This window comes from Alteromonas sp. CyTr2 (assembly GCF_947311905.1).
GTDB classification, from domain to species: Bacteria; Pseudomonadota; Gammaproteobacteria; order Enterobacterales; family Alteromonadaceae; genus Alteromonas; species Alteromonas macleodii.
The window spans coordinates 1-24,928 of the sequence record NZ_CAMZMZ010000013.1 but is presented as its reverse complement, the minus strand read 5'-3'; the positions used below and the strand labels follow the sequence as shown (position 1 = coordinate 24,928).

The 24,928-nt window shown below is 44.8% G+C and carries 26 protein-coding genes; 16 read left to right on the top strand and 10 right to left on the bottom strand.

The window, feature by feature from the left end; all coding sequences use genetic code 11:
- The first annotated feature begins 11 nt into the window (after positions 1 to 11).
- The 6 genes from QME20_RS09150 to QME20_RS09125 all read left to right on the top strand — a co-directional run bounded on the left by QME20_RS09150 (position 12) and on the right by QME20_RS09125 (position 4,503).
- A complete protein-coding gene (locus QME20_RS09150; RefSeq protein WP_014950090.1) occupies positions 12 to 674 on the top strand; it encodes a riboflavin synthase in 663 nt (220 codons plus the stop codon).
- Between the two features lie 20 nt (positions 675 to 694).
- Positions 695 to 1,795: a bifunctional 3,4-dihydroxy-2-butanone-4-phosphate synthase/GTP cyclohydrolase II gene (ribBA, locus tag QME20_RS09145; protein WP_014950089.1), complete on the top strand. Its 1,101-nt coding sequence runs from the start codon at positions 695 to 697 to the stop codon at positions 1,793 to 1,795.
- A gap of 243 nt (positions 1,796 to 2,038) precedes the next feature.
- Positions 2,039 to 2,512 (top strand): 6,7-dimethyl-8-ribityllumazine synthase, encoded by a 474-nt coding sequence (gene ribE / locus QME20_RS09140; RefSeq protein WP_014950088.1) that lies wholly within the window; start codon positions 2,039 to 2,041, stop codon positions 2,510 to 2,512.
- A gap of 12 nt (positions 2,513 to 2,524) precedes the next feature.
- Entirely contained in the window at positions 2,525 to 2,947 is a 423-nt protein-coding gene (nusB, locus tag QME20_RS09135; RefSeq protein ID WP_012518940.1) for a transcription antitermination factor NusB, read from the top strand.
- Positions 2,948 to 2,995: 48 nt separating this feature from the next.
- The gene (thiL, locus tag QME20_RS09130) at positions 2,996 to 3,961 is read left to right on the top strand and encodes a thiamine-phosphate kinase (RefSeq protein ID WP_014950086.1); all 966 of its coding nucleotides are present in this window, start codon (positions 2,996 to 2,998) and stop codon (positions 3,959 to 3,961) included.
- A gap of 41 nt (positions 3,962 to 4,002) precedes the next feature.
- A complete protein-coding gene (locus QME20_RS09125; RefSeq protein WP_187446180.1) occupies positions 4,003 to 4,503 on the top strand; it encodes a phosphatidylglycerophosphatase A in 501 nt (166 codons plus the stop codon).
- Between the two features lie 135 nt (positions 4,504 to 4,638).
- Here QME20_RS09125 and dxs read toward each other — a convergent pair whose 3' ends face one another.
- Genes dxs through xseB form a run of 3 tightly spaced genes read right to left on the bottom strand, consistent with a single transcriptional unit; the run spans position 4,639 to position 7,714 of the window.
- Positions 4,639 to 6,519, bottom strand: a complete 1,881-nt coding sequence (gene dxs / locus QME20_RS09120; RefSeq protein WP_281715814.1) for a 1-deoxy-D-xylulose-5-phosphate synthase — start codon at positions 6,517 to 6,519, stop codon at positions 4,639 to 4,641.
- Between the two features lie 32 nt (positions 6,520 to 6,551).
- Positions 6,552 to 7,442, bottom strand: a complete 891-nt coding sequence (locus QME20_RS09115) for a farnesyl diphosphate synthase (protein WP_014950084.1) — start codon at positions 7,440 to 7,442, stop codon at positions 6,552 to 6,554.
- Between the two features lie 29 nt (positions 7,443 to 7,471).
- Complete coding sequence (gene xseB / locus QME20_RS09110; RefSeq protein WP_014976981.1) at positions 7,472 to 7,714, bottom strand: exodeoxyribonuclease VII small subunit; 243 nt, start codon at positions 7,712 to 7,714, stop codon at positions 7,472 to 7,474.
- 410 nt (positions 7,715 to 8,124) lie between these two features.
- Between xseB and pomA the strand changes: the two genes are divergently transcribed.
- The gene (gene pomA, locus QME20_RS09105; protein WP_014950082.1) at positions 8,125 to 8,886 is read left to right on the top strand and encodes a flagellar motor protein PomA; all 762 of its coding nucleotides are present in this window, start codon (positions 8,125 to 8,127) and stop codon (positions 8,884 to 8,886) included.
- The gene (locus QME20_RS09100; RefSeq protein ID WP_014950081.1) at positions 8,886 to 9,815 is read left to right on the top strand and encodes a flagellar motor protein MotB; all 930 of its coding nucleotides are present in this window, start codon (positions 8,886 to 8,888) and stop codon (positions 9,813 to 9,815) included. The genes pomA and QME20_RS09100 overlap by 1 nt, the downstream gene beginning before the upstream one ends.
- A gap of 86 nt (positions 9,816 to 9,901) precedes the next feature.
- On the opposite strand, the gene QME20_RS09095 is transcribed toward QME20_RS09100, so the two are convergent.
- Genes QME20_RS09095 through QME20_RS09075 form a run of 5 tightly spaced genes read right to left on the bottom strand, consistent with a single transcriptional unit; the run spans position 9,902 to position 14,348 of the window.
- A complete protein-coding gene (locus QME20_RS09095) occupies positions 9,902 to 11,158 on the bottom strand; it encodes a cyclopropane-fatty-acyl-phospholipid synthase family protein (protein WP_049586606.1) in 1,257 nt (418 codons plus the stop codon).
- Between the two features lie 2 nt (positions 11,159 to 11,160).
- Positions 11,161 to 11,904, bottom strand: coding sequence for a DUF1365 domain-containing protein (locus QME20_RS09090; RefSeq protein ID WP_080986395.1), 744 nt, complete (start codon positions 11,902 to 11,904; stop codon positions 11,161 to 11,163).
- A complete protein-coding gene (locus tag QME20_RS09085; protein ID WP_049586608.1) occupies positions 11,901 to 13,166 on the bottom strand; it encodes an FAD-dependent oxidoreductase in 1,266 nt (421 codons plus the stop codon). The genes QME20_RS09090 and QME20_RS09085 overlap by 4 nt, the downstream gene beginning before the upstream one ends.
- Positions 13,167 to 13,176: 10 nt before the next feature.
- Positions 13,177 to 13,896 (bottom strand): SDR family NAD(P)-dependent oxidoreductase, encoded by a 720-nt coding sequence (locus QME20_RS09080; RefSeq protein WP_049586609.1) that lies wholly within the window; start codon positions 13,894 to 13,896, stop codon positions 13,177 to 13,179.
- A complete protein-coding gene (locus QME20_RS09075) occupies positions 13,893 to 14,348 on the bottom strand; it encodes a nuclear transport factor 2 family protein (protein WP_049586611.1) in 456 nt (151 codons plus the stop codon). The genes QME20_RS09080 and QME20_RS09075 overlap by 4 nt, the downstream gene beginning before the upstream one ends.
- A gap of 256 nt (positions 14,349 to 14,604) precedes the next feature.
- Here QME20_RS09075 and QME20_RS09070 point away from each other — a divergent pair, with 256 nt between their 5' ends.
- The 3 genes from QME20_RS09070 (at position 14,605) to QME20_RS09060 (ending at position 16,646) form a co-directional block, all read left to right on the top strand.
- A complete protein-coding gene (locus QME20_RS09070) occupies positions 14,605 to 15,180 on the top strand; it encodes an LON peptidase substrate-binding domain-containing protein (RefSeq protein ID WP_014950075.1) in 576 nt (191 codons plus the stop codon).
- Between the two features lie 118 nt (positions 15,181 to 15,298).
- Positions 15,299 to 15,910, top strand: a complete 612-nt coding sequence (locus QME20_RS09065; protein WP_049586614.1) for a sigma-70 family RNA polymerase sigma factor — start codon at positions 15,299 to 15,301, stop codon at positions 15,908 to 15,910.
- Complete coding sequence (locus QME20_RS09060; RefSeq protein ID WP_075177093.1) at positions 15,903 to 16,646, top strand: ChrR family anti-sigma-E factor; 744 nt, start codon at positions 15,903 to 15,905, stop codon at positions 16,644 to 16,646. The genes QME20_RS09065 and QME20_RS09060 overlap by 8 nt, the downstream gene beginning before the upstream one ends.
- 109 nt (positions 16,647 to 16,755) lie before the next feature.
- On the opposite strand, the gene QME20_RS09055 is transcribed toward QME20_RS09060, so the two are convergent.
- Complete coding sequence (locus QME20_RS09055) at positions 16,756 to 17,520, bottom strand: outer membrane protein assembly factor BamD (protein WP_014950072.1); 765 nt, start codon at positions 17,518 to 17,520, stop codon at positions 16,756 to 16,758.
- A 186-nt stretch (positions 17,521 to 17,706) separates the two neighbouring features.
- Here QME20_RS09055 and rluD point away from each other — a divergent pair, with 186 nt between their 5' ends.
- From rluD to QME20_RS09030, 5 genes are all read left to right on the top strand, one after another.
- Positions 17,707 to 18,690: a 23S rRNA pseudouridine(1911/1915/1917) synthase RluD gene (gene rluD / locus QME20_RS09050; RefSeq protein ID WP_014950071.1), complete on the top strand. Its 984-nt coding sequence runs from the start codon at positions 17,707 to 17,709 to the stop codon at positions 18,688 to 18,690.
- Between the two features lie 16 nt (positions 18,691 to 18,706).
- Complete coding sequence (gene pgeF, locus QME20_RS09045; RefSeq protein WP_281715813.1) at positions 18,707 to 19,462, top strand: peptidoglycan editing factor PgeF; 756 nt, start codon at positions 18,707 to 18,709, stop codon at positions 19,460 to 19,462.
- A gap of 249 nt (positions 19,463 to 19,711) precedes the next feature.
- Positions 19,712 to 22,288 carry an ATP-dependent chaperone ClpB gene (gene clpB / locus QME20_RS09040; protein ID WP_014950068.1) on the top strand — a complete coding sequence of 859 codons (2,577 nt, stop codon included), beginning with the start codon at positions 19,712 to 19,714 and terminating at the stop codon, positions 22,286 to 22,288.
- A 231-nt stretch (positions 22,289 to 22,519) separates the two neighbouring features.
- The gene (locus tag QME20_RS09035) at positions 22,520 to 22,840 is read left to right on the top strand and encodes a hypothetical protein (RefSeq protein WP_281715812.1); all 321 of its coding nucleotides are present in this window, start codon (positions 22,520 to 22,522) and stop codon (positions 22,838 to 22,840) included.
- A gap of 180 nt (positions 22,841 to 23,020) precedes the next feature.
- The gene (locus tag QME20_RS09030) at positions 23,021 to 24,148 is read left to right on the top strand and encodes a DcaP family trimeric outer membrane transporter (protein ID WP_014976971.1); all 1,128 of its coding nucleotides are present in this window, start codon (positions 23,021 to 23,023) and stop codon (positions 24,146 to 24,148) included.
- 62 nt (positions 24,149 to 24,210) lie between these two features.
- Here QME20_RS09030 and QME20_RS09025 read toward each other — a convergent pair whose 3' ends face one another.
- Entirely contained in the window at positions 24,211 to 24,849 is a 639-nt protein-coding gene (locus QME20_RS09025; protein ID WP_281715811.1) for a substrate binding domain-containing protein, read from the bottom strand.
- Positions 24,850 to 24,928: the final 79 nt, after the last annotated feature.

Sequence of the window (24,928 nt, the reverse complement as noted above, 5' to 3'; positions counted from 1 at the left end):
AGAGGAACTTTATGTTTACTGGAATTATTCAAGCGCTAGGTACAATTAAGAAGCTTGATAACCGTGGCAACGATATTCGACTTACCGTTTCATCGCCTACGCTTGATATGTCTGATGTCGCACTCGGCGACAGTATTGCGACCAATGGTGTTTGCTTAACCGTTACTGATATGGGCCCCGATTATTATTGTGCAGATGTGTCGGCAGAGACCATCAAATTAACGGGGTTTGCACATTACAGCGCAGGCTCTACGGTGAATCTTGAGAAAGCGATGCGTCCAAGCGACCGTTTAGGTGGTCATATCGTTTCTGGTCACGTTGATGGTGTAGGCGAGGTTACACAAATCATTAAGCACTCAGACTACGTAGAGTTCTGGGTAAAAGCGCCAGAAGCCTTGGCTAAATATATTGCGCATAAAGGTAGTATCACCGTTGATGGTATCAGCTTAACTGTTAACGAAGTTAATGGCGCAGAATTTATGCTTTGGATCATTCCTCATACATTGCAAGAAACCATTATGGGGAGCTATAAGGTGGGCACAGCGGTGAACTTAGAGGTTGATGTTATTGCGCGCTATTTAGAGCGATTGATGTTGGGCGACAAAGCCGCCGAGCCAAAAAGCAAAGGCATTGACATGGCATTTCTTGCCGAGAACGGATTTTTAAGAAAATAACCCTACAAGAAGCACACAACATGGCATTTAACACTACACAAGAAATAATTGAAGACATTCGCCAAGGTAAAATGGTTATCTTGATGGATGACGAAGACAGGGAAAATGAAGGCGATTTGATAATGGCGGCAGAGCATGTGACGCCTGAAGCCATTAACTTTATGGTAACCCACGCTCGCGGTTTAGTTTGTTTACCAATGACGCAAGAGCGCTGTCGCACCCTGAATCTTCCGCTTATGGTGGATAAAAACGAAGCACAATTTTCTACCAACTTCACTGTTTCTATTGAAGCGGCAACCGGCGTGACCACAGGCATTTCGGCGGCAGATCGCGCAACAACCATTAAAGCTGCTGTAGCGAAAGACGCGAAAGCGACAGACATTGTACAGCCGGGTCATATTTTTCCGCTAATTGCTAAAGACGGTGGCGTGTTAAACCGCGCAGGTCACACAGAAGCCGGTGTAGATTTACCGCGTTTGGCAGGGTTAGAGCCTGCTGGGGTTATTGTAGAAATCCTCAATGAAGACGGCACGATGGCCCGTCGTCCAGAACTAGAAAAGTTTGCTGAAAAACATAATCTTAAAATCGGCACCATTGCTGATTTAATTGAATATCGCAATCTCAACGAAACCACCATTCAAAAGGTCGCTCAATGCAATATGCCAACCGAGTATGGTGATTTCGAGCTTCACACGTTTAAAGACAGCATCGACAACCAACTTCATTTCGCACTTAAAAAAGGCGAAATTAAAGAAGATGAGCCGACACTTGTACGTGTACACCTTCACAATACGTTTAGTGATCTTCTTGGGTCTACCCGCGGTATTCATCGCTCGATGACGCTTGCAGATGGCATGCGCAAAATTTCAGAAGACGGTGGCGTATTGGTGCTATTAGGTAAAGAAGAGCATATTGAAAGTCAGGTACGCCGCTTTGCCGCAGAAGACCGAGGCGAGCGCCCGACTGGCGCTGACTGGCAGGGGTCGTCACGCACTATTGGTGTAGGCAGTCAAATTCTAGCATCAATGGGCGTACACAAAATGCGTCTTCTTAGTAAGCCAATTAAATATCACGCACTTTCAGGTTACGGCCTTGAAGTCGTGGAGTACGTGCACGACTAGTACTTAGCTGTATGGCGGAGCTAAAGTGGAGAGGGCGTGCTTGTCGCAAACACGCGGTGAATACACCCTTGTACGCTCCGCCACCGCATCCATGCGGTGGAGGGTTTGCGACAAGCACTCCCTTCCCACATTGAGTTAAGCTAACGTACCCGTTTACGAATAGTTGAAGTTAAAGAAACAATCGATTTAGTTTGGGCGCAGTTGTGGTATACTTCGCGCCGTTTTTTCTCGAGGAATGAATCCATGCAGGTAATTGAAGGTAATATCAGAGCAACCGGTAAGAAATTTGCTATCGTTGTATCACGCTTTAATAGCTTTGTAGTTGAAAGCTTACTTGAAGGTGCACTAGATACACTAGAGCGTCACGGTGAAGTGAGTGATGACGATATCACGTTAGTACGTGTACCTGGTGCTTACGAGTTACCTGTAGTAGCTAAGAAATTAGCTGAGAAAAAGTCATTTGACGCCATCATCGCACTAGGTGCGGTTATTCGTGGTGGTACGCCACACTTTGATTTTGTAGCAGGCGAATGTAACAAAGGTCTTGCGCAAGTTTCTCTTGAATACGGTGTACCCGTATCATTTGGCGTAATTACAACAGATTCAATTGAACAGGCTATCGAGCGTTCAGGAACCAAAGCGGGCAACAAAGGTGCAGAAGCTGCACTTGGTGCGCTGGAAATGGTTAACGTTATCGATGCTGTTGAAAAGCTTTAAGGTAAACATTAAGTGAAAGTTTCAGCTCGTCGTAAAGCCCGTGAACTCGCTCTGCAAGGCGTGTATTCATGGCAAATGAGTCACAACGATATTCAGCAGGTTGAACTGGCGCTAGCCACCAGTAACGACATGCAAAAGGTAGATATGGCGTATTTCCAAGCTCTGCTTCGCGGTGTTGCACACAACGCAAGCAAACTTGATGCGACCATCAAGCCTTACCTTGGCCGTTTGCCTGAAGAGTTAGACGCTATTGAAAAAGCAATCTTGCGCATTGCGACGCTGGAACTGACCGAGCGCATTGACGTCCCTTACCGCGTAATTATTAATGAGGCGATTGAGCTTGCTAAAGCATTTGGTGCTGAAGAAAGTCACAAGTTCATTAATGGTGCACTGGATAAAGCAGTGCGCACATTGCGCAAAGACGAGCGCGACTAACCTTACCGTGGCGGCATGGACTGCCGCTAAAAGGGTTTAAAAATTACCGTGAAAGAATTTGATCTTATCGGCCGCTACTTTTCAAACAGCGGCCACAAACGCAAAGACGTTGTTATTGGTATTGGTGATGACTGTGCTGTAACAACGGTTCCTGAAAACCAACAGCTTGCCGTTACCACAGATACCCTGGTTGCAGGTGTGCACTTTTTGAAAGACGCACCGGCGAAGTCTGTTGCGTATAAAACAGTGGCGGTAAACTTAAGCGACCTTGCCGCAATGGGCGCAGAGCCAGCGTGGATTAGCTTATCTCTGTCATTACCGGAAGTGGACGAAGCTTGGCTAGATGACTTTGTTTCGGGCCTTTATGAGCTAACTCAGTACTATTCTGTACAGCTTATCGGTGGCGATACGGTTAAAGGCCCAATGGCGTTCACGATTACAGCTCAAGGCTTTATACCGCCGGGTTCTGAGCTAACGCGTAGCGGCGCTAAGCCGGGTGATTGGCTTTATGTCACAGGAACGCTTGGTGACGCGGGTGCAGGTTTAGACATCCTGCAAAATAAGCTGAGTGTAAGTGGTGAAGCGAAAGATGTCTTGGTAAATCGTCATTACTTCCCAACTCCTCGCGTAGCGGTGGGCACAGCTATCCGACGTATTGCAACGTCGTGCATTGATATCTCTGATGGTTTAATTTCAGATTTAGGTCATATCCTAAAAGCGTCTAATTGCGGTGCAAATGTTCATGTAGAGCGTTTACCGTTGTCACGAGCATTAACAAGCGCGGTTACACCAGAGCAAGCTATCGAATACGCGCTGTCTGCAGGCGATGACTATGAGCTTATTTTCACTGTAAGTGAAGAGCAGCGCGGAAGTCTTGAAACCTCGTTGGCAAGCACAAACGTGAAAGCCACATGTATTGGCCAATTAACCGGTCATAACGGCACACTTTCATTACTCAAAGACAACGAAAAGTACACACCTGTTAACGTGTCAGGTTACGAGCACGCCTTTTAGGCGGCCTATTTGTCCGACAAAAGCAATAAAAAGGAAAAAGCATGCAGGCTGAGTTTCGCGCTAGAGTGAGTATGAAAAATCCCGTGCATTTTCTCGCACTAGGCTTTGGCAGTGGACTTATTCCTTTCATGCCGGGAACCTTTGGCTCACTTGCTGCGTTGCCCCTACTTATTGCCTGTAGCCAGATTTCCCTAATTTCCTTTATCGCGCTTACGCTGATATTCTCAGTTGTAGGCATTTACCTGTGTGGCAAGACTGCTGACGATATGCAGGTTCACGATCACGGCTCTATTGTGTGGGATGAAATAGCGGGCATGTTTGTGACCTTTCTGTTTGTACCTATTTCAGCGTCCTCTTTGCTTGTAGGTTTTATTCTATTCAGGCTTTTCGATATCTTAAAGCCTTGGCCAATAGGTATTATCGATAAGCGCTTACACGGCGGTACAGGTATTATGCTTGACGATCTTATCGCTGGCGCCATGGCATGCGGTTGTCTACATTTATTAATAGCGTTTTGGCCTGCCGCATTGGCTTTGTTTTAATTCATTACGAATATTCGCCGCCATTTTGTTAGACTTACCTCAAAGGAAAGCCAGTTGACGGTGAGCAAACTATTTACGAAAAAGCCCGCAAAATAGCGGGCTTTTTAATGTCTTAGTGGTGATTTTAAAGCTCAATTAGTTAGCGCTTAAACTGCTAGCCGCTGTAATAATACCTTTAGCGTCAAGGCCGTGCTCTTTGTACATTTCTTGCTGTGTGCCTTGCAGTATGAAACTATCAGGCAGCCCTAACATCTTCACCGCTTTTAATACGCCATTTTGCTGCAAGTGTTCTAGTACGGCACTACCAGCTCCACCCATAATACAGCCGTCTTCCAACGTAATAAGTGCACTGTGCTCACTGGCAGCTTTTAATACTGCGTCGCCGTCTAACGGCTTAATGAAACGCATGTCGATAACGGTAGCGTCAATCGCCTCTGCAGCTTCAAGCGCGTAGGGCAGTAGGCAGCCAAAGTTTAAAATGGCGATACTTTCAGACTTGCCTTTTGATGATTCTCGACACGTACGAGATTTACCAATCTCAAGCTCTGTCATAGCTTCGTCAGGCGTGACACCCATGCCAGCACCGCGAGGGTAACGAACAGCAGCTGGTTTTTGTAGCTTGTGACCCGTGTAGAGCATTTGACGACATTCATTTTCATCTGAAGGCGCCATAACCACCATATTCGGAATACAGCGCAGGAAAGCGATATCAAACGCCCCCTGGTGAGTAGGGCCATCTGCGCCAACAATACCGGCTCTATCAATGGCAAACAATACGGGTAAGTCTTGAATCGCCACATCGTGAATGAGCTGGTCGTAGGCGCGCTGCAGGAACGACGAATAAATAGCAACAACCGCATTCATACCGTCTTTGGCAAGGCCTGCGCCAAAGGTCACCGCGTGCTGTTCAGCAATCGCAACATCGAAATACTGCTCTGGAAAACGCTGAGAAAACTCAACCATGCCTGAACCTTCGCGCATGGCTGGCGTTACCGCCATTAGCATAGGGTCTTGTGCCGCCATATCACACAGCCATTTCCCAAAGATTGCAGAGTAGGTAGGGGCTGAAGGCTTAGATTTTGGCAAAGCATTGTCAGCCGGATTGAATTTTGGTACCGCGTGGAACTTGATAGGGTCTTGTTCAGCAACCGCGTAACCTTTACCTTTCTTGGTGACTACGTGAAGTAGCTGCGGGCCGTCAAACTTGCGCATATTGCGTAGCGTATCGACAACACCATTTACGTCGTGGCCATCGATAGGGCCAATGTAGTTAAAGCCAAGCTCTTCAAATATCGTGCCCGGGACAACCATGCCTTTAATGTGTTCTTCTGCACGGCTGGCAAACTCCTTAATAGGAGGTACATTGCTTAGCAGCTTTTTGCCGCCATCGCGTATAGAGTTGAAAAAGTTGCCTGTAAGCAAGCGAGCTAAGTGACTGTTCAACGCACCTACGTTTTCAGAAATAGACATTTCGTTGTCGTTAAGTACAACTACCATGTCTTTCTTGATATCACCAGCGTGATTAAGGGCTTCAAACGCCATACCAGCGGTCATAGCACCGTCGCCAATTACCGCTACAACCTTTCTGTTTTTGCCTTCTTTTTCGGCAGCCACAGCCATGCCCAGCCCTGCACTAATCGATGTAGACGAATGACCAACTGCAAAGGTGTCGTAGTCGCTCTCAGGCGGCCATGGGAAAGGGTGCAGACCATTCTTTTGGCGAATGGTGCTCATGCGCTCTGCACGACCTGTAAGGATTTTGTGCGGATAAGCTTGGTGACCTACATCCCACAGCAGTCGATCGAAGGGGGTGTCGTACACATAGTGCAAAGCGACGGTCAGTTCCACTGTGCCTAAACCAGATGCAAAGTGCCCACTAGTTTGGCTTACGCTGTTAAGTAAGTACTCACGCAACTCATCGGCGAGCTCGCGTAATTTGTCTTGGGGCAACTGCCTCAATTTATCGGGTGTTTGCGCAAGCGCAAGCGTTGGGTAATGTTGGAGATCTAAACTCATGTACTTATTATCTTTTTCAACATGGCGCGTGGCTAATGGTCGCGTTTTACCAAAAGCTCGCTAAACGCAATTAAACTGTCAGTATTGTAGGGTAAACGCGCCAATGCTTGAAGTGCATTATCGTGAAGCATTTCTAATTCTTGTTTAGCGCCTGTAATACCAAGTTTGGCTGGAAAGGTATTTTTCCCTAACGCTTCGTCTGACCCCGCGGGCTTACCTAATTTTTCGCTACTGCCTTCCACATCTAAAATATCGTCTTGAACTTGGAAAGCTAGCCCAATATCCGCGGCATAAGCCATTAAGTCAATTTTAGTTTGAGGCAGTAAGCCTTCACTAACAATGGCGACCATTTCAACGCAGGCTTTTAACAATGCACCGGTTTTCAATCTATGCAGCTGTTTTAGTTCTTCTAGCGAGATGGTTTTGCCGGTGCTGGCTAAATCGATAGCTTGCCCACCGCACATACCTATGTAACCCGCACTTTTCGCAAGTACAGACAGTAACTGGCTACGCTTTGTTTCAGCATACGTGCTTAATGGCGCATCAGCTAACACTGTAAATGCAAGTGCCTGCAGCGCATCGCCAGCTAAAATAGCGGTAGCCTCATCAAAGGCAATATGGCAGGTTGGCATACCGCGGCGCAAGTCGTCGTCGTCCATGGCTGGTAAATCGTCGTGGACTAACGAGTAGGCGTGCACACATTCAATGGCCATACTAATAGCCATTTGGTCTTTTTTGGGCACGTCTAGGGTGTTACCTACTACTTGAACAAGTAGTGGCCGCATCCGTTTACCGCCAGCAAGTAAGGCGTGACGCATTGCGTCTTTCAAGCGCGGCGCGTAATCGGGTAATTCGTCAATTAATGTAAGAAGAGATGCATCAGTTTGCTGTTTAACTTGCTGATGCAAAGCAGAAAAATTCATAGATTGCCTGTTAGTTAAAAATGAACGATTTATGGCTGTTCACTTTCAGGAAGAGGATGGAGCGTTTCTTCGCCTTGTTCACTGAGCAGTATCTTTACTTTTTGCTCGGCGTTTTCAAGAGATTGTTGGCCTTGGCGGGAAAGTGCTATACCGCGCTCAAATTTTTCTAGTGCTTTATTAAGAGGCAGATCACCGCTTTCCATTTCGTTAACGATAGCTTCTAGTTCTGATAAAGTTTCTTCAAAAGACGCTGATGCTTTTTCTGTCGTCATAAAAACACTCAATATAGTGGCCAAAATACGTATACCGCGCACATTAACCGAGGGTTGCACAAGGGTCAAATGGTTTGTCCGTATATCGCCTATATCACAGTAACATAGCTTTTTTTTCATCCAGTTCAAAAGGCAACATACAAGCAAATTGTGCTATATTCGATGCAGGGTTCACTAACCTTTCAGAAGTAACCGTGTTATTTACTGTGAAGGAAAAAGTAAGGAGCTGAAAAAGCGCTAGGTATTTTAGTTTAGAAAAAAGACAAAGCTGCGCTTTTGCATAGAACCTACTTCATAATAAACAAATAAATGTGATATTTTTCAATAATGTCGTTTTAGTATTTCTATCTTTTGCCGATAGGGTATTTGTACACTAACAGCACTGACTGCGCATAAATGGGGAAGAGTGAGTGGATTTAGCAACCGTCATAGGTATGTTGGGCGCCATTGGTTTCATAGTGATGGCTATGATTCTGGGCGGCAGCTTGGGCATGTTCATCGACGTGCAATCAATACTTATTGTATTCGGGGGAACACTATTTGTTGTCCTATCTCAGTTTACGTTGGGCCAATTCTTCAGTGCGGGTAAAGTTGCTGGCAAAGCATTCATGTTCAAAATCGAAACGCCTGAAGAGCTTATCGAAAAGATTGTTGAAATGGCAGACGCTGCACGAAAAGGCGGATTTCTGGCATTAGAAGAAGCGGAAATTTCAAATGAGTTCATGCAGAAGGGTGTGGACATGCTGGTGGACGGTCACGACATTGAAGTGGTGAGAGAAACGTTAGCTAAAGATATTTCTATGACAACGGAAAGGCATGAGTTCGGCGCTTCTATATTTAAAGGAATGGGTGACGTAGCACCAGCGATGGGTATGATTGGTACTTTGATCGGTCTGGTTGCCATGCTTTCAAACATGGATGACCCTAAAGCCATCGGCCCTGCCATGGCGGTAGCGCTATTAACCACGCTTTATGGTGCCTTTTTTGCCAACGTCGTGTGTTTGCCAATTGCCTTTAAACTGGCGGTAAGAGCCGGTGAAGAGAAGTTAAACCAGAGTCTTGTTCTTGACGGTATTGTGGGTATTGCCGACGGCCAGAACCCACGTGTTATCGAAGGGGTATTAAAGAACTACCTTGCGGCGAGTAAACGCGGAAGCGCAGAGGAAGAGTAATGGCCGAAGAAGAATGCCCAAAATGTCCCCCCGAGGGGCTTCCAGCCTGGATGGGAACCTTCGCAGACCTGATGTCGTTGCTTATGTGCTTCTTTGTACTGCTACTTTCGTTTTCGGAAATGGACGTACTGAAGTTTAAACAAATTGCGGGCTCTATGAAGTTTGCTTTTGGTGTGCAAAATAAAATTGAAGTAAAAGATATTCCAAAGGGTACCAGTGTTATTGCAATGGAGTTTCGACCTGGCAAGCCTGACCCTACGCCTATTGAGTCCATTCAGCAGCAAACCAACGAAATGACCCAACAAATGCTGGAATTTCAGGCTGGTAACGAAGACTCTGCCGGCGGAAGGCAGAAGCAGCGCGGCGAGCAGCGTGGCGGACAATCTCAACAAACGGCTACTGAGTCGTCTTCATCGGCTGAGCAAAGCACCGATCAGTCGCAAATGGCTGAACTGATGAAAAAAGTAGCGCAGCAATTAGAAAAACAAATTCTAGATGGTTCGGTGGAAATGGAATCGTTGGGTCAGCAGTTAACCATTCGAATTCGTGAGAACGGTTCCTTCTCGGCGGGCTCAGCCTTTTTGCAGCCCCAATTCCAACCGGTGTTGAGAAAAATCGGTACGCTGTTGGCGGATGTGCCTGGAGAAATCGAAATTTCAGGGCACAGTGACGGTCAGCATATTGCTAATGAACTCTATCGTTCTAATTGGGACTTGTCAGCGCAGCGCGCTGTAGCGGTCGCTGAAGCCATGCGGACCGCGCCAGGGTTTGACGAAAGTCGTATGTCGGTAGTGGGTAAGGCAGATACCGATCCAATTGTAGAAAATGCCACTTCACCTTCAGACCGAGCGCAAAATCGTCGCGTTGAAATTAATATTAATCAGGGTAAGCCAATGCTGTCTAAGCCTATATCAGTTGTAGATGAGTAGTGCTTTGACCTAGTGTCAGCTTCAAACAAGAAAGCGGCGCCAAAGGGCGCCGCTTTTTTTGTCACTACTATCGATAATTAGCGTTGTTAAACACGAGCCAAATCAAGTCTGTAATGAGGCTTTGAAATCACAAGCTGAACGGTACTGATTGTTCTTTCTAAAAAACCACCTTCACAATATTTCAGGTAGTAGGTCCACATTCGCATAAAACGCTCGTCATAACCGTCGTTTAAAAGCTCATCTTTTGCAGAAATAAATGCTTCATACCAATGGTTCAATGTTTTCGCATAGTCAATCCCGATGTCGTGTAAGTCACGAATCATCATATTAGTGTACTTTTTCAGGTGAGCGTTAAGCTGGTGCTGAGAAGGTAAAAATCCCCCCGGAAAGATATATTTCTGAATAAAGTCGACACTATTTGAATAGCTGTCGTAACGTCTGTCATCAATGGTTATTGACTGAAGCAGCATTAGGCCGTCGTCTTTTAAAAGTGACGAGCATTTCTCAAAGAAATTTCTTAAAAATTGTTTGCCTACAGCTTCAATCATCTCGATAGACACGAGCTTATCGTACTTGCCTTCAAGTAGGCGATAATCCTTTTTCAGCAAAGTGATTTTGCTTTCAAGTTCTTCTCGGGCAATCCATTCTTTTGCCCATGCATGCTGCTCTTCTGAAATGGTAGTGGTCGTTACGCGGCAACCATAATGCTTAGCAGCATAGACGGCTAGCCCGCCCCAGCCCGTGCCAATCTCTAGAAGATGATCGGTTTCGCTAAGCTGTAACTTGTCGCAAATGGCTTTGAGCTTGTAATTTTGTGCATCATTGAGAGTTGCATTCGGATCTGGGTATATGGCTGACGAATACATCATTGTTGGGTCAAGGAAGCGGGTATAAAGCTTATTACCCAGATCGTAATGCGCCTCGATATTTTTCTTGGCTTGGTCCTTTGTATTTCGACGTGCAAAGTGTTGAATCTTGTTGATGGGCATAGTCACCCATTTAAATTTATTCTCCCATTCGTCAAGGGTAGATAAATTCCTAGCAAACACTCTTACCACGGCTGTTACGTCGTCACTGTCCCATAACCCATCCATGAATGCTTCTCCGGCGCCCACACTTCCGCCAAGCAATAAGCGTCGATAGGCTTGTACATCCTTGATATTTACCGTTGCACGCAAATCGCTTTCGTCGGTGCCGAAACGCGCAACGACATCGCCGTTTTCTTGAATGGTTAAACTGCCAAAAGGCAGTTGTTTTAAGCATTGTAGGAATAGAGTTCTACACGCTTTATCTACAAAGGAGACCTCTGAGGTGGTCAGTAGTACAGATTCACCAAAAGACATTGTTATTGTTCCTGACTTTTTTCTGGGTGTGTATACAGTGGCGTTCGTTTAAGCAATAGTTTAAGCGCGTGCCAATAAATTCCAGCCACTGTTTTTATTGTCATACTGGGTATACGTTTAAGTGCCGCAGATAGATTCGCATTATCTAAAGTAAATTTAGTCAAATTAATCCCTGCACTGAACTCTTTGTCGTCTCTTACACAATCCATCGCAAGTGACAGTCTAGCCGACGGCTGCGATATCGACCATTTGTAGGTCATATCCATTGGGTTAAACGGGGAAACATGAAAAGCTTTTGGCGTATCGTCTTGAGTATCTAGATTTACAAGGTAGTGATGACGCTCATTCCACGGCGTATTACTTACTTCGGCAAGCATATGTGTATACTTACCTTCGGCATTGCGTAGGTAATAGAAATTCACCGGGCTGAAATAAAGCCCCCACATACGCAGTTGTCCCAGCATAAAGACATCGCCTTGAAGCGTCTTCCCTCCGTTTAACTCTGTCATTCTGTCTATTACTGCCTGACCTAGAGGAAAAGAGGGATCACCTAAGTAGTCTTCACGCTTGAAACGCACTCTAGCCTTGTCGTATGCAGAGAAGCGTTTTAACGAACTGGACAAGATTTCGAGTTCGTTGCTCTCAAGCTTTAGCCAAAATAAATAAATGTCATAGTCAAATTTATGCTGGGTAGGCTTAAACCGTTGGTGATAAACCTTACCCTTGTAGATGGCACTTTCTATCACAGGGCTTCACCAAAGCGAGAACAAACATCAAGTGCGCTAGTTACGCCGTCTTCATGAAAACCGTTATACCAATAGGCTCCACAAAAATGTAAGTTGTCTACGCCACAAATTTCATTTCTTCTTGCTTGGGCGTTGACCATGCTGGCACTGTATTGCGGATGTGCGTACTGATAGCTTCGAAGAATACTCTTTTGGTCTATTTCCGCCGTATTATTTAACGTTACACAGTAGGTGCTTTGTGCTTCAAGGCGTTGAAGAATATTCATGTTATAAGTGACAGAAGCGGGGCGGGCTTCCTCACTTGCGTCTTCTTTTAAGCTGTAATTCCAACTCGCCCAAGCTAATTTTCTTTTAGGCAGCTGTGAAATATCTTTGTGCATCACCACGTCGTTTTCTGCGTAAGGGATATTTCCAAGGATATCTCGATGCAGCGAAGTCGGTGAGTGAATCATTTTTAACGCTTGGCCACTGTGGCACGCAAATACCACATGATCATACATCGCAGCGTTGCCTGAAGAGTCGGTAACCTGCCACTTATCATCGCTTTTCGCTACCGACAGAACGGCCGTCGATAGTTTTATCTTAGACTCAAATGGTGCGATTAAAGGCGGAATGTATTGGCTTGACCCACCTTTAATTGTGTACCACTGAGGACGGTCGGTAATATTGAGCAAGCCATGGTTGTTGAAAAACTGCAAAAAGAACGTGAGTGGAAACTTTCTCGTTTGCTCTAAGCTGCTGGACCAAATTGCGGCGCACATAGGCAAGATATAATAACGTGCAAAGTCATCGCTGAGTTTTAATTCTCTAATGACGTCTTCTAACGTAAGTGAAGAAGTATCACGGTTTTCTGCGACCATCGCTTTACACGCTTTGTTAAACGTCAATATGTCTTTCACGATGCGCCAAAATTTAGGCCTCAGAATATTACGCCGCTGTGCAAATAAACTGTTTAAGTTATTGCCGTTGTATTCGAGGTTTGCCTTTTTACTCATTACAGAGAAGCTCATCTCTGTTGGTTGATACTCAACATTTAACTGATTAATGAGCTTTATAAAATTAGGGTAGGTCCAATCATTAAAAACGATAAAGCCTGTATCGATATGGTAAGTTTCCCCATTGTCGCTTATTTTCTTCGTTGCAGTATGACCACCTATATAGTCATTTGCTTCGTACACTGTGATGTCGTGCTGCCTATTTAGAAGGTGCGCGCAGGTCAAACCAGAAATACCTGTGCCAATGATGGCAATCTTATTGTTCATTCATCTTCTCTTATTGTTTTTCTCTCATTGCCAACGACAATCGCTTTTGCAGTGGGGTTGGCAGTATATGCATAAAGCGCAGAATAAAACCAAAGAACCGAGGGAAGAAAACTGTTTGTTTGTTGCCCTCTATTCCTTTAAGCATAGCGTCAGCGGCTTCTTCAGCGCTAATTTTCATTGGCATTTCAAAATCGTTTTTATCTGTGAGGGGCGTTTCTACAAATCCAGGAGACACCGCTTGCACTTTCACGCCTTTGTGGTGAAGGTCTACTTCTAATGATTTAGTAAAATAATGTAGGGCAGCTTTGCTCGCACCGTACGCTTGCGTTCGTGTGAAAGGGAGTAGGCGAGCCATGCTGTCAACAATCACAAGCTTGTCGCCTTGCTTAAGTCGTGGAAGAAGAGCGTCTACACAATGAACAACGCCAAAGAAATTAGGTTCGAATACGCGGCGAAACATGTCTGGCTCGAAGTCGTCGATATCTACATATTCGCAGGTACCAGCGTTGAGTACAGCAATGTCAAATTTAACCGTTGTTAGCGCCCGTCGAGTATCGTCAAGATCAGTGACATCGAACTGGCATGCGCTAATATTATTGTACTTACTTAGCTCGTTGAGTGTGTCTTCATTTCGACCACAGGCAATCACTTGATAACCGCTGTTTGCAGCAGTTATTGCTAATGCTTTACCAATACCCGATGTGGCGCCAGTAATTAGAATACTTTTCACTTTGCTAGCTTCCCTTTAATTTTTTTAACGACAAAACCTAGGATGGGTACGTGCTCATAGACCATTTCGCCCAAGTCGTAATAATCTTTGTGGTAAATAATGCTGTCATCGCTGACACCAAGTTGCGTGGTGCCATCTAGCGTAATTTGCTTATCACTATCTTTCAGCGTAAGGGTCATCGTCCAATTTGCGATATGGGTAACCTTTGAATGACTTGATGGATGCTCTTCTGTGCCATTGGGCGAGCAAGTAAAAATGTCCGCAATGTCGAACTTACAGCTTTCGGCTTGCGTCAATAAGTTGGAAAAATAGCGTTTTACTTCATCAATGCCATGGTGTGTAGTGATTGGGTCGATAAACAGTATGTCGTCGGCATAGATATGTTCTAGGTCGTCTGGAGAAATTTGACATATGTCTGTGTAAATTTTACAAAAGCGTCCAATGACGTCCATGGCCTTTCCTTAACTCATAATTCAAAATCAGATTTGCATATCGGTAATGTCGACGCTTAAAAAAATTCGCGGTTATTTTCACGTTCAAATTGCAAGTCTCTGATATGAAATCTGTTAATGTTTTATTTAAAAACTAAATTACATTAATCGTCGTGCTAAAGATCATGTTTTTCCATTTATATGTGAAAAATTTTCCCATTCGATCCTAATTGTTCTCACTTGCGTAATTATTTTCGTGTTTTCGGAAGTGCTGAGTATGAGTGTAGAACGTTTTCCTTTATTTCCTTTATCTGCGCACCTTCTGCCGGAAGGTAGAATGGCATTGCGTATTTTTGAGCCGCGATACGTGCGAATGGTCAAACAGGCATGTGCCGAAAATAAAGGCTTTGTGATGTGTATGCTTAATGCTAATGGTGACAAAAATTTGAATGAGCATATTCATAAAATAGGTACTTATGCGCAGGTTGTTGACTTCGACATGCTCGATGATGGGTTGCTTGGCATAAAGGTTGCTGGTTCTCATTTAGTTGAGGTGAGTAGCATAGAAGTTGAAAAAGATGGACTTCGTACCGGTAGTTGCAAGGTGTTAGAACCTTGGCAGTGCGATTTGGCTCCTCAACAAATAGCGCCTATGGACGAGCGACTTAAAGAAATTTTTGGAAATTACGAAGAGTTGGCATCGCTTTATGAATCACCAAAGTTTGATTGCCCTAATTGGGTATTAAATCGGTGGTTAGAATTATTGCCAGTAGACGGCTCGCAAAAACAGCACTTTTTAGCGCAAAGAGAATGTACCAGTTTACTGAACTATCTCTCTGCATTAATTGCTTAGTCGTTGAGTCGGTTAAAGACATTACAAATTCGTAATCCAATATTAGCGATTTTCGCATACGTTTTAAGTCATAACGCCGTAGAATGATACAACCAAAACGGAAAAGCGGACGAATCTTATGTTAGTTGGAATTCCTTTGGAACAAAGCAACAGCACAATCAAGCCTAAAGAGTGTGCAACTGAAATGTCTGATTACCTTGTCGCGGTTGCAGACACCCGATGCAAGCGCTCATTTGCAAGAGTGTTCAACTATTTCGCGCCTCGGCTGCGCTCTTATGCACTCAAACAGATGGGTAATGAGGCACTGGCCATGGAACTGGTACAAGATACTATGTCAAATGTGTGGCAGAAAGCGCACCTGTTCAATGCAGAAAAAGGTTCTCCGTCAACGTGGATTTTCACAATTGCGCGTAACATCCGCTTTGATATGCTTCGAAAGCTGCGGAATAGGAAAGAGGATGTTTGTTCTGACGATTTATGGCCAGTTTTATGCGAGCAAACAGCCGATGCAAACGAGGCGCCACTCGACGAACAAGTTACTTTAGAGCAGATTGGCCATTTGTTCGAATCATTACCTGTAAAACAGAAAGCAGTGGTTGAAGCTATCTATATTGATGGCAAGTCACAACAAGAAGTCTCCGATGAGCTTTCAATTCCATTAGGTACAGTAAAGTCGCGGACACGTTTGGCACTTCAACGATTAAAGGTCATGTTAAACGATAATGATTAGGTTTCACCCAAGTGCCCAGCAACTTAAAGATTTTGTTGAGGGCACATTGTCACCTGCTATATCACTGATGGTCTCTGCACATTGTGACATGTGTGAAAAATGTCAGCGTTTTGTTGAAATTGAAACGGAAAGTCTTGCTGCTCAAATGGTTTCGAACGCCAATTCATCGGCAAGCGACAGAGCTGAAATGTCGCTTCAGTTTGGTGACATGCTATCCCAAATTACGCAGCTCCCATCATCGAAACAAAATAATGCTTTGATGGAACAGCCCACAGCGTATCGTGAGCCCGTAAAGAGGCGGGCGGCCTTGCAGGCGCAGGCAAGCGCAAATACCATCGAGTTAGATGGAAGGGTATTCACTTTACCCAGAACACTTCACCGCTACATCGATAAGACAGGTAACTGGTCAAGTTTGGTCGGGAAGCTGTGGCAGGCGCCAGTTGACCTTGGAAACCAAGGTGTAGCTAATTTTATCTTTATGGGAAGTGGTGGTAGTGTACCTGAGCACACGCACCGTGGAACGGAATATACATTAGTCATTGATGGTGAGTTCAGTGATGGGCTAAGTCGTTATGATACCGGCGACTTTATTTTCATGGATGGTGATAAAACGCACACGCCAAAATCCGAAGGTAAAGAAGGCTGCCTTGTATTTAGCATTGTCGATCAGCCATTGCACTTTACTTCGGGCCTTGCAAGATTGTTAAACCCTTTTAGTCACTTGTTTTTCCGCTAGTAATCTATCAAGCGAACGCTCAATATGTGACATCCAGATACAAAAAAACGCACAAATGTGCGTTTTTTTATTGGTTGCATAAAGCTCTAGCAAAACAGAATAGCCAAATCTAGCTAATAAATTCGCTGTCAGGGTAGTTAAGCTTTAGTGTCTTCATCGCATTGTTACGCAATTCATCTAGGCCAAGCTGCTCATAACTTGAAACCATAATTTCGAGTGCTTGTTGCACTTGAGTGGTATTCGGGAAGTGCTCTATAACATAGCGACCACGGTTTGCTGCAGCGACATAAGCCTGGCGTCTCATGTAGAAACGTGCAATAGCGATTTCATAGCGAGCCAAGCGGTCTTTAATATGAACCATGCGCTGTTTCGCATCTGCGGCATATTTGCTATCTGGATATTGTTGAATCAGTCTACGGAAATCTTCAAACGCAGCACGAGACTTCGACGGGTCTCTATCCGTACGGTCAATATTCATTAACTCTTGGAAAAGGTTGCTATCTGATTCCATGTTAGTTAATCCACGCATGTAATACGCGTAATCAACATCTGAATGGTTTGGGTTCAGACGAATAAATCTGTCGATAGTGGCAAGCGTTTCTTCGTTTTTACCTGACTTATAATAGCTATAAATAAGGTCTAGCTGTACCTGATGGGATAGGGGACCGAACGGGTAGCGCGAATCTAGCGCGCTTAACGTTTGTGCTGCAGCGCTGAAGTTACCTACTTCCATGCTCTGCTTTGCTCTGTCGTACAGTTGCTGCGCACCCATGTTAGCTAATACGGCTTTTTCTTCATTATCTGAAGAGCTACATCCTGCGACAGATACCATAGCACCCAATAAAACGGGGGCCAGTAGACGAAATGATTTCATAATAATTCTATTTTCCTGCTAAACAGTTTTAATACTTCGCTGTCTAAGCTCATGTGTTAAACAACAACACTTTAATTGCATTCTAACGTACTAACGATGAGAAAAACCATACAAAAACGTAAACAAGGCAGTGTACAGCGTGAATACTTGTTATAATACCCTTTTTTAGACGTAATCAATGGTGTTATGACACAGTCGCCGAACACAATACAATTAGAAGCTTCAACGGAAGCTGCGCATTTTGGTTTACGGTTAGATCAGGTTTTGGCTGATTTGTTCCCTGAATATTCTCGTTCTAAGTTAAAAACTTGGATCCAAGATGGGAATGTTGCTGTAAACGGTGAAGTAATCACCGTGCCTCGCCACAAAATGCAAATGGATGAACTTGTTACTGTACAGGCCGAAATGGATGTACAAGTAACGAGCGAAGCGCAAGACATCGCGTTAAACATTGTTTATGAAGATGAACACATCCTAGTCATAAACAAACCTGCAGATTTAGTTGTGCATCCAGGTGCAGGAAACCCAAGCGGTACCGTGCTAAATGCCTTGTTAAATCATTGTCCAGAGATAGACAAAGTTCCACGTGCGGGCATTGTCCATCGCCTTGACAAAGACACGACGGGGTTAATGGTAGTAGCAAAAACAATTCCTGCTCAAACGCATCTTGTTGACCAACTTCAACGTCGAGAAATGAGTCGTGAATATGAAGCCGTTGCCTTAGGTACGATGGTCGCTGGTGGTATTGTAGATGCGCCTATTGGTAGACACGCAACAAAACGTACGCATATGGCAGTACGTGAAATGGGCAAGCCAGCGGTCACTCATTTTCGTGTTATCGAAAAATTTCGCGCATACACGCACCTGCGTTTGAAGCTTGAAACTGGCCGTACGCACCAAATCCGCGTACACATGGCCCACATTAAGCATCCTTTGCTTGGCGACCAAGTTTATGGCGGGCGTCCTCGTCTTCCTAAAGGGGCGTCAGAAGAATTTATCGCTGCGCTTCGCGGATTCCAACGTCAGGCGTTGCACGCCGCACAGCTCTCGCTGTTTCACCCTGAAACTGAAGAGTGGATGACGTGGAAAGCTCCCCTACCTCAAGATATGCAGGACTTGCTTAAAGCCGTGAAAAAGGACACCGCGGACAATCCACAAGATATGCTTTAATGAGTAAGGCGAACTTATGACATTGTCAGCTGCGAATTCACCTATTTCATCCACGCTGGATTTGATTACGCCAGCGTGGTCATGTCCCGCAAATGTTGTTGCATACACAACGACAAGAATGGGAGGTACAAGCATAGGTGATTTTGCAGGTTTGAACGTTGGCGCCCACGTGGGGGACGACCTCCTACTAGTGAAAGCCAATAGAAGCCTAATTCCACATAGTGAAAAGATCACATGGTTGGAGCAAGTGCACAGCAACCGCGTGGTGTCATTGCCGAGCGCAGATACCACCGCTGATGCGTCGTATTCTTCTTCAACATCGCATTTTTGTGCGGTAATGACCGCAGACTGCGTGCCCATTTTATTGTGTGATGAAAGCGGTCAAGAAGTGGCGGCAGTACATGCTGGTTGGAAAGGTCTCGATACTAACATTATCGGAAGTGCAGTTTCACACTTTGGCAGCGACGCAAAAAAACTCATCGCTTGGGTTGGTCCTGCAATCAGCGGGCCCTGCTACGAAGTTGATGCACAGTTGGCGAGTAAGTTTCGCCATATAGACGGTGCCATTGCCAATAGCTCTGATAGAGGGAAGTACTTATTAGATCTACCTCTAGTGGCACAGGTGCAATTGCAGCAAGCTGGCGTTGAGAGTATTACACAAAGTAACTTGTGTACTTACACTGACGAACAGCGTTTTTACTCCCATCGAAGAGCTACGCATCAAAACAAGCGCACGACTGGGCGTATAGTTAGCGTAATAGGCCTGCTTTAAATTGTTTCGAAAAAAGGCGGCAGTTTTAGTCTGATCACACAGTTGCGCTAGATCAAACTTCATACATTATTTGTTATCTTTTTGGCTAACTTTTTAATCTCATACTTGAATCGCAATTGAGCAGCCTACATAACTAGAACATAAAGAATACCATTCCGCATAGATCATTACCCACTCAGCGAGAGTTAAAATGTTCGTAATTGCGGCGTGTTACCGCAGGTATAGTTGTTCATTAATTAGGTTGAAATTATGAGACTAGATAGATTTACCAGTAAATTTCAGCTCGCAATATCCGATGCTCAATCACTCGCATTGGGGCGAGATCATCAATACATTGAACCTGTCCATTTAATGACTGCCATGCTAAATCAGCAAGGCGGGTCAGTACGCCCTTTGCTTGACCAAGCAAACATCAATGTAAATGCGCTACGCTCAGCACTGAGCCAAGCTATTGAGCGCCTACCTCGTATTGAAGGCATTGGGGGAGATGTTCAATTAAGTAAAGACAGCGGCATTTTGCTAAATCTTTGTGACAAGATAGCGCAGCAGCGAAAAGACGAATACATCACTTCAGAAATCTTTGTTCTAGCGGCGCTACAAGATAAAGGGCGCTTGGGGGAAATCCTCAAAAGCCTGAATATCACTAAAGAAGCTATTGAAAGCGCAATAGACGACATGCGTGGTGGCCAGAAGGTCACGGATCCTAATGCTGAAGATGTACGTCAAGCGCTTGAAAAATACACGACAGATTTAACCGAGCGAGCAGAACAAGGCAAGCTCGACCCGGTCATTGGTCGAGACGATGAGATTCGCCGAACTGTTCAAGTACTGCAGCGTCGAACCAAAAACAACCCAGTACTCATTGGTGAGCCGGGTGTAGGTAAAACGGCTATTGTTGAAGGGTTGGCTCAGCGCATCATTAATGGCGAAGTGCCTGAGGGCTTAAAGAACAAGCGTGTTCTTGCCCTTGATATGGGCGCGTTAGTGGCGGGAGCTAAATATCGCGGTGAGTTTGAAGAACGCCTTAAAGCAGTGCTTAATGAGCTGGCTAAAGAAGAAGGCCGCGTGATCTTATTCGTTGACGAACTGCACACCATGGTAGGTGCAGGGAAGGGCGATGGAGCGATGGATGCAGGTAATATGCTTAAACCTGCGTTAGCCCGTGGTGAACTTCACTGCGTTGGTGCTACAACACTGGATGAATATCGTCAGTACATTGAAAAAGACGCAGCACTTGAACGTCGTTTCCAAAAAGTATTAGTTGAAGAACCAAGCGTTGAAGACACTATTGCTATTCTGCGTGGCTTAAAAGAGCGCTATGAGCTCCATCACTCGGTAGATATTACTGATCCCGCTATCGTTGCAGCGGCAAGTTTGTCGCATCGTTATATTAGCGACCGCCAATTGCCAGACAAAGCCATTGATCTTATAGACGAGGCTGCGTCTAGCATTCGATTGCAAATAGACTCCAAGCCCGAAGAGATGGATCGTCTGGAGCGTCGTATCATCCAGCTAAAATTGGAAGAGCAAGCTCTGGCCAAAGAAACAGATGATGCGAGTCATAAGCGACTTGAGATGATTGAGCTAGAGCGTGAGCAAGCGGAAACCAAGTACGCAGAGCTTGAGAAAGTGTGGCTGGATGAGAAAGACGCCATGCAGGGCACTCAAACCATAAAAGGGGAGCTTGAGCAGGCTAAACTTGACTTGGAGATAGCGCGACGTGCATCTGATTTGAATCGTATGTCGGAACTTCAGTACGGCCGTATTCCAGAGCTTGAAGCAAAGTTAGAGCAAGCGGCTGAAAACGAAACTCGCGAGACGACGTTACTTAAAAATAAAGTGACGGACGTTGAAATTGCAGATGTGCTTTCTCGATGGACGGGTATACCTGTAGCGCGAATGCTTGAGGGCGAGCGTGAGAAGTTGTTGCGTATGGAAGACGTACTTCACAAACGGGTTGTTGGACAAGAAGAAGCGGTTGAAGCTGTTTCAAACGCAATTCGCCGTTCACGTGCTGGGCTTGCGGATCCAAATCGACCTATTGGCTCATTCTTATTTTTAGGGCCAACTGGCGTGGGCAAAACTGAGCTCTGCAAAGCCTTGGCAGGCTTTATGTTCGATACTGAAGATGCCATGGTACGTATCGATATGTCAGAGTTTATGGAAAAACACTCGGTAGCACGCTTAGTGGGTGCACCTCCTGGCTATGTTGGCTACGAGGAAGGTGGCTACTTAACCGAAGCGGTGCGTCGCAAGCCATACTCGGTCATTTTGTTGGACGAGGTTGAAAAGGCACATCCAGATGTATTCAATATTCTGCTTCAAGTATTGGATGACGGCCGGTTGACTGACGGGCAAGGACGTACTGTAGATTTTAAAAATACCGTTGTGATCATGACGTCCAACTTAGGTTCAGATATCATTCAAGATAAGCACAACGAAAGTCAGTATGACGATATGAAAGCGTCGGTAATGAGTGTTGTAGGGCAACACTTCAGACCGGAGTTCATCAACCGCGTCGATGATATTGTGGTATTCCATCCATTAGGGAAGGAGCAAATAAAATCTATTGCTAAAATTCAGCTTGCCTCACTTCGCGCTAGGCTCGCAGAAAAAGGATATAAGCTTACTCTGTCTGCTGCGGCTATGGATAAATTGGCGGACGCGGGCTTCGACCCAGTGTTTGGCGCACGTCCGCTTAAGCGAGCGATACAAGTGCAGGTGGAAAATCCACTTGCGCATCAATTACTCGCTGGCGAATTAATACCGGAATCAACCATTCGTATTGATGCAGATGACAGCGGACTTTTCGTTGTCAGCAATTAAAACCAAAAGGCACTGGAGACAGTGCCTTTTTTATTGCCAGTAGATTCCGCGAAAGACCATTAATCGGCAGCTTCATAACAAAAAACGATTTACCAAAAAGCCACTGGTCGAATAGCGACAGATTACGCTTTCTTGTTTAATGAATTTTCCTAATACAGCTAATTAATTTTCTTGATTTAATAATGATAACGATTATCATTAACTTATTGTTGAGAGGGTTAAGAGGTTGCGATGCAGTTATATAATTCAAACGAAGGGGTAGTTTCTGTGCGCTCAATGCCCCGAGATATAGCTAAGCTTTGTGCGCATTTCATATTATGCATGATTGTGAGCGCAGTCGGTGCCATAGGTACTGGTTTTGCCGTATTTGCATTGAGTGTAAATCAAGCGACATTCTCGCCTGCAGATACTATTATGTCTGCACTTACCGTGTTTTCTTTGTCTTTGTGTTTAAGTTGGTTTTTGCAAAGTTGGGGTAAGGCACTTCAGTCAATATCATTACTTTCATTTATAGTATTAGCAACAAGTAGCCTTTTATTATTTTTCTATTGAGCGATTTATGCTCAATATTCTTCATCTCTTTACACAATTAACATTCAAAAAGTAAACCTCTGATTATGCGAATTTAGGAAAAAGTTAATATTCTAAACTCGGTTTATCCTCTGAGCACGAACGAATACATTATCCGCCCGTTAACGACATGTTAAATAGTTTCAGCTATTAGGACGAATAATGAAAACAAACAACAAATACACCCTACGCTTATCTGCTTGTGCATTAGCGCTAATTCTTAACCCTTCTCACGGCATAGAGTTGTTCAACGGGAAGGTCGGTAACGAACACGTTAAGGTTAGTGTTGGAGGTTATGCCAAAGTAGATGTCAGGCATGTTGAAGGGGATATTGCTTATCAGGATTATTGGATTGGTAATTTTCCTGGCGGGGAAGCAATAGAGACATCACACACAGGTTTCAATGTAGGAGAGTCACGCTTAAATATGGGCGTTTCTATAGGGGAGGTGAGTACTTTTATAGAAGTCGATATGTATGGCGGAGGCGGTAACGAAGCGGTAAGTAACTCTACTAACTTGAGATTACGTCACTTCTTCATCACCTATAAGAACTGGAGTGCGGGGCAAAACTGGAGCACCTTTATGCCGCTTCACGTTATTCCTGAGTCGTTAGATTTTGGTGGTCCTCATGTAGGAGAAGTGTTTGCAAGGCAAGTTCAGGTTAGATACACCTCTGGAAACTGGCAATTTGCCATCGAAAGCCCAGAGACCATTGGGGATGGTGATACCGACGCACCTGCCAATGCCGTAGGGCTTACAGGTGTAGCCGCTGACCCTGATGAGTCTACGCCCGACTTTGTTGTACGATACAATTTAGATAGTCAATATGGGCAATATGCTTTCGGCTCTGTAATACGACTTGTCGATCAAGGAGGGGTTGAAGAAGTTACAGCAGCAGTAAATATCGCAGGCAAAATACCACTTTTTGCAAAAGATGATCTACGTTTTCAATTAACCGCGGGTAAGCCAGGTCGGTATGCTGCGGCCGGCATGACTGCTGATGTTGTTGAGGATCCTGCAACTCAAACATTGGAAACGGAAAGTACGCTGGCTTATACCGTAGCGTATCGCCATTTTTGGACCGAAACCCTCCGCAGCACTGTATTTTATGGAGCAGCTAAAACAGATATTTTGGGGCGCAAACGTTCGCACTGGGCGGTGAATGTAATTGATACGGTAGCGCCGCGTCTTGATGTTGGCCTAGAGTTTGGTGCTTATTCTATCAATGATGACAACATAGACAGCATTGACTCCAATTACATCCAAGCGTCAGCTAAGTTCGCGTTTTAAGATCGCTTCAATTATGTTTAGCGCCATGTTTTTGATGTAAACGGAGATTACTTCAATGTTTATCAATAAAAATAGGCGCTTCTATTGCCAAACGCCTCTTGAAGGTAGTTGACCAGTAGCTTTAGCTTTTTGTCAGGCTGACGCGAACGAGGATAAACGGCATAAATACCCATAGTCTTAGTTACGTACTCGACAAGTAAAGGCGAAAGCGCCCCATCTTCGATATCTTCATGCACTAATGCCTTGGGAAGAAATGCTACACCCACACCTGCAATAGCGGCTTGCCTTAACGCATCCAAGTTATTTGACTGTATTCGCCCGCCAATTTGCACGTTGTGAAGCTCTCCTTCAATATGAAACGGCCAGAAGTCTGGGCCAGTGCTATCGTACTTGTAAATTAAACAATTATGTTCAGTTAAGTCATCAGGATGATTTGGGCGGCTTTTGTTTTTAAGATATGTGGGGCTTGCGCATACTATCCATTTTGAATCTATAAGGCGTTTAGCAATAAGAGAGGAGTCCTCAAGATGTGCTGTACGAATGGCGAGATCGTAGCCTTCTTCAATGATATTGGTAACGCGATTGGTAATTGCAAGCTCTACATCCACCTCTTCGTGTAAATTGCAAAACTCGGCAATTGCGCGATTTAAGACCAGTTTTGCCGATACATTGGGCATAGTAATTCGGATTTTTCCACGCACTTTGAGGTGGTTTAATTGAGTTGACCAGTCCAGTTAAGGATATAATTGAACTTTAGCTGGAGAAAGTAAATGGCCGGAA